A 4,991-nucleotide genomic window follows, 5' to 3' on the forward strand; every position below is an offset into this window, starting at 1 on the left:
GCGCGCGGCGGGGTGGGGCTCCCCCCCCCCCCCCCCCCCCCCCCCCCCCCCCCCCAGGACTCCGGGCCGGCTTACAGCAGGGTGGCCTCGGCGGTGCCAATGGCCTGGGGCACCGCCAGAATCGCGCCGTCGACGTAGTCGATGCCGGCCTCGGCCGCCCACTCGGCGGTCTCCCGGGCCTGGGTGGAGCTCGCCATGGTCAGGTTGACCAGGGTGCGGCCGGTCAGGGAGGAGGCGGCCGGGTCCAGCAACCTGTGCACGGCGTCGTAGTCCGAGACACGGACGACGACCAGCGGGCTCGCCTCGAGCGCGCTCCTGACCGAGCCGGCGAGGGGCGCGCCCTTGGCGACGAGCTGCTCGGCCTTGCCGGCCGAGCGGTTCCAGACGGTCGTCGGGTGGCCCTTGTCCAGGAAGACCGCGGCCGACGCCTGGCCCATCACCCGCGGTGGACGGTGCACGGCCTGCCCGCCGGACCCGACGTCACGGCCGAGGCCCCGGGCGACCTGCTGGACGTCCTCCTCGCCTTCGGCGAGCCGCCCGGCCCGGTGGGCCGTCGCTGCGAACGGTGGTCCCGTGCAAGCGCATTGGCCGGGTAGGACGAGTTGGACGGGCCGACCGGCCGGTCACCAGCCGTCGGTGAGCCGGAAGGCGTGGGAGAAGGAGGCTCCGCCCGTGTTCATCCATTCATCGAGGACGCCGTAGGTGTCGTTGCGGGCGATGAGGTCGGCACGGCCGGTGCCCCGGAAGTCACCGGCAACCGTCTGCGAGAACGGACCCCACCCGTCGGTGACGAGCACGCGGCCGGCGAAGGTACCGTCCCCGTTACCGGGCCACATGTACAGGTTGCCCGTCGCGTCCTCCCTCGCCATCAGGTCCGCGTGACCGGTCCCCCGGAAGTCACCGGCAACCGTCTGCGAGAACGGACCCCACCCGTCGGTGACGAGCACGCGGCCGGCGAAGGTACCGTCCCCATTGCCGGGCCACATGTACAGGTTGCCCGTCGCGTCCTCCCTCGCCATCAGGTCCGCGTGACCCGTCCCCCGGAAATCGCCGGCGGTGGTCTGGGAGAACGCGCCCCAGCCGGCCGTCAGGTCGGTCCTGGCCGTGAAGGACCCGTCTCCCAGCCCCGCCCACTCGTACAGGTGCCCGTCCGAGTCGTCTCGGGCGACGAGGTCGCCGATGCCCTTGCCGTGGAAGGCTCCGGCCGTCGTCTGGGAGAAGGTGTGGGAGGGGCTGGTCGGGGCGGGCCGCGGGGCGAGGACCTCGGCGAGGGCCGTGTTCCCGTTGGTGGTGAAGTGCAGGTGGTCGGAGGAGACGTAACCGGCGAACGCGGCGCTCGGGTTGAGCGGGTCGCGGGTCGCCCGGTCGAAGTCATGGAAGCCGTCGATAGCCGTCGTCGTGCGGATCCAGTCGTTGACGCACTGGCGCACCCGGTCCCGGGCGGCGGTGTAGTCGGTGTAGCCCTGGAAAGCGGGGATGGTGGCAACGGTGAAGCGCAGCCCGGCCGCGTGCGCGCGTGAGGCCAGCTGCTGGATCCCCGACTCGAGCGCGGAGTCGGAGGCGTCGTCCATCGTGATGTCATTGATGCCCTCGTAGAGCACGACGCTCCGCACTCCGGTCTGGGAGAGGACGTCCCGGTCGAAGCGGTTGAGCGCGCTCTGACCGAAGCCGACGCGTCCTCCCGTCCCGTCGGTGAGGATCCGGTTGCCGGAGATGCCCTTGTTGACGATGCCTTCGGGCGTCGGTCGGGCGCTGAGGGCGCGCCCGTAGTCATCGGCCCAGCGGGTGTTGGAGTCCTGGTTGGTGTGCCCGCCGTCCACCTGCGAGTCGCCGAGGGCGACCACCGTCCCGTCGCTGCCGGCGGCCGTGACGTCCAGGCCGCCGAGGAAGGCCCAGTAGGCGTACGGGGTGGAGAGGTTGGCGCCGCCCGTGTCCTGGGTGCGGTCGGCTCCGTCGCCGGGGGCGGAGGTGTAGGAGGTGGTGAGCGTGTACGGGTGGTAGGGCGCGGTGGTGACCCCGTCGGGCAGCCAGAGGCTGACCAGCAGGTTCTCGTCTGCGGTGACCGGGAAGGCGACGGGGTCGCTGTAGACCTCGCCGCCGGGTGGGATGACGGTCCGGCCCGAACCGCCGAACGTCAGGGTGGCCGGCGTGGCCGCCGCCGTGGCCGGATTCCCGTTCCGGGCGGAAGTCCTGTCCTGGGCCGCGACGGTGACGTGCCCGATGGTCACCGGGTCCGGGCTGAAGGTGTTCACCAGGTGGATCCGGGCGGAGCTGCCGCCGATGCTGGTGTGGACGACCATGCGCAGGGTCTGCCGCCCCGTCACGCCCGAGGATGCCGACGGTCCTGCCAGGCTCATGGCGGTACCCCAACTCCCCGTCCAGGCCGAGGACTCGGGGCGCGCCACGCCCGGGGCTGACGGGAGCGCGGCGGGGACCGGCCCGCAGCCGACGGCCGCGTTCGCCGGGGCCGCGGGCGGCAGGGCGGCGAACGCGCCGAGGACGACGGCGGCTGCCGTCATGGCGGACGGGCGGCCCCGCAGTGGGCGGTGGGTGACGTGCACAGGAGTCCTTTCGCCGGGTACGGAAAACCATTCCCGCATGGCTCGGGTGACGAAGAAATGGTGGCGATCCGTTTCCCGAAGGAGGAGGTCCGAGAATGGCCGAGAAATCTCGGAGCCCGCTCGCCATCCACCATGCAATCACCGCCGGTCCGGATTTCGCCAGGAGGAACATCAGGCGGAAACCATGGGGAAGTTCCAGCAGAAACCGCGCTGTACAGGCAAGATCGGCGAGAAAGAGACGGAGTGGCTTGATTGCACGTCAGTTGACTGTCGCGCCTGACGGGATTTGCGATATACCGTCTCGGGCACTTCTCGCCCTACAATCCGCCAATCTCCTCCTGGCGTGATCACCTGCCGACCTCGAATCTCGAATGAGGGGAAATCACATGGCAATCGGACGACGGCAACTCCTCACCTCCCTCGCGCTGACCGCCCTCGCCGCACCCGTCCTGGCCAAGGGGACCGCGACCCGCGCCTCCGCGGCCACGGGTACGGGTACGGGTACGGGTACGGGTACGGGTACGGGTACGGCCGCACGTATGGCCGCCGGCTCCGGGCCGCTGTTCATGCAGGTCGTCGCCCATGAGGACGACGACATCCTGTTCATGAACCCGGACCTGTCCAACGCCCTCGGCAACGGCACGCCGTCCGTCACGGTGTTCGTCACCGCCGGGAACATCACCGGTGACCCGTGCGTGGGCGGCTGCTGGGACCCCGCCGGCGACCCACTGCGCACCTGGAACCGCCAGATGGGCGCCGTCAACGCCTACTCCCGGATGACCGGGGTCGGCGACAACGACCCGGCGACCGACGAGGTCGGGCACTGGACGGTCGAGGCGTGGACGGTCGCGGGCAAGCAGGTCGAGCGGTACATGCTCAAGGACCGGCCGGTGCACCTGATCTTCCTCAACCTGCACGACGCCGGGCTCGCCAACGTGCTGAACGGCGGCACCGACACCACGGTCGTCCCGAAGGACAGCCCGCTGTCCGGGCCGTCGACCTACACGGCGGCGGACGTCGTCGAGGTGCTGCGGCAGATCATGGTGACGTACCAGCCGACCGTGCTCCGGGCCCAGGACGAACTCCCGGACACCCGCTACAAGGACGACCACTCGGACCACATCTCCGCCGCGAAGTTCACGGGCGTGGCGGCGAGCCAGTACGGCGGCTCGCTGATCCAGGTGAACTACCGGGACTACAACATCAGCGACTGCCCGGTGAACCTCGACCCGGCGACGGTCGGCGCCAAGGGCGTGTTCGTCTCCGAGTACGCCAGCCACGACCACTCGGGGAACTACGAAACCGCCTGGTTCTCCCGGATGTACTACCGCTGGTCGCGGGGCACCTCCTGGGCCGGACTCAACCAGGACGGCCGGCCGCAGGTCTTCGTCGTCCGGGCGGGCTCCCTCTACACGTACTGGCGCCAGGGGGACGGCAGTTGGGGCGGCCCGGCACGGTTCGCCGACCCTGGCGGGCGGCTGGCGCCGGGCATCGCCGTCGGCACCAACGCCGACGGCCGGATGGAGGTCTTCGCCCGCCGCCTCACCGACCACCACATCGTCTCCGTCCCGCAGACCACGCCCAACGGCGTGTGGCGGGACAGCTGGGCCGACCTCGGCAACCCCAACGCCGGGCTCGACAACGCGGGCCAGGTCGGCGTGCCCGCGGTGGTCGCCTCCCAGGACGGCCGGCTGGAGCTCTTCGTCAAGAACGGCGGCGGCGGCCTCAGCAGCATCCGGCAGACCAGCCCGAACGGCGCCTGGACGACCACCTGGGATGACCTGCACGGCACCGACATCCAGGACCCGGTCACCGCGATCCGCAACGGCGTCGGGAGGATCGAGGTCTTCGCCAGCACCCGCGACGGGGTCGTCAACTGGTGGCAGACCGCTCCGAACGACGCCATCAACGGCCCGGGCCCGATCCCGAACTCCCGGCCGGCCAGCCCGCCCAAGGCCGCGCTCGACCAGGACGGCCGCATCGAACTCGCCTACCGCGAGGCCGGCACCGGCGCGATGCTCGTCAGCTACCAGACCCAGCCCGGCGGACCGTGGAGCCAGTCCCCGGGCAACCTCGGCGGCCACGCAGGAGTGGGCGAGCCGGCGATGGCCAACCTCGGCGGGCGGGTCGTCCTGTTCGAGCGCAACGGCGGCGGCGGCGTGAGCACCACCGCCCAGACCGCCCCGAACTCCGGCTACGGCGCCTGGCAGGACCTCGGCGGCACCGTCCTCGACTACCCGACCGCGCTCGTCGACGGCGGCGGTGTCCTGTACGTGTTCGCCATCGGCACGGACGGCCGCGTCTACTACCGCACGGGCACGACGCCCACCAACCTCGGCGGCTGGCAGGGCATGCCCCTGTGACCGCCGGTTCCGACCCCCGGGCCGAGACCCACCCGACCGGCCCACCCGCCCAGCCCCAGGCTGCCGC

Annotated in this window: 3 protein-coding genes; 1 reads left to right on the plus strand and 2 read right to left on the minus strand. The window is 71.6% G+C overall.

Annotated features, from left to right (window positions below; genetic code table 11):
* Positions 1-71: 71 nt before the first annotated feature.
* A complete protein-coding gene (locus tag ACFV6D_RS30650) occupies positions 72-437 on the minus strand; it encodes an NAD(P)-binding domain-containing protein (protein WP_380428543.1) in 366 nt (121 codons plus the stop codon).
* Positions 438-623: 186 nt separating this feature from the next.
* The gene (locus tag ACFV6D_RS30655; protein ID WP_380561999.1) at positions 624-2,561 is read right to left on the minus strand and encodes an SGNH/GDSL hydrolase family protein; all 1,938 of its coding nucleotides are present in this window, start codon (positions 2,559-2,561) and stop codon (positions 624-626) included.
* A 386-nt stretch (positions 2,562-2,947) separates the two neighbouring features.
* On the opposite strand from ACFV6D_RS30655, the gene ACFV6D_RS30660 reads away from it, so the two are divergent.
* On the plus strand, positions 2,948-4,924 hold the full coding sequence (locus ACFV6D_RS30660) for a PIG-L family deacetylase (RefSeq protein ID WP_380562001.1): 1,977 nt from the start codon (positions 2,948-2,950) through the stop codon (positions 4,922-4,924).
* The last annotated feature ends 67 nt before the right edge of the window (positions 4,925-4,991 follow it).

It is taken from the genome of Kitasatospora sp. NPDC059812 (genome assembly GCF_042732075.1).
Lineage (GTDB): Bacteria > Actinomycetota > Actinomycetes > Streptomycetales > Streptomycetaceae > Kitasatospora.

Bases quoted from the DNA above. Each gene is read 5' to 3' on its own strand.
- ACFV6D_RS30650 (WP_380428543.1), bottom strand. From the start codon at position 437: ATGGGCCAGGCGTCGGCCGCGGTCTTCCTGGACAAGGGCCACCCGACG.
- ACFV6D_RS30660 (WP_380562001.1), top strand. From the start codon at position 2,948: ATGGCAATCGGACGACGGCAACTCCTCACCTCCCTCGCGCTGACCGCC.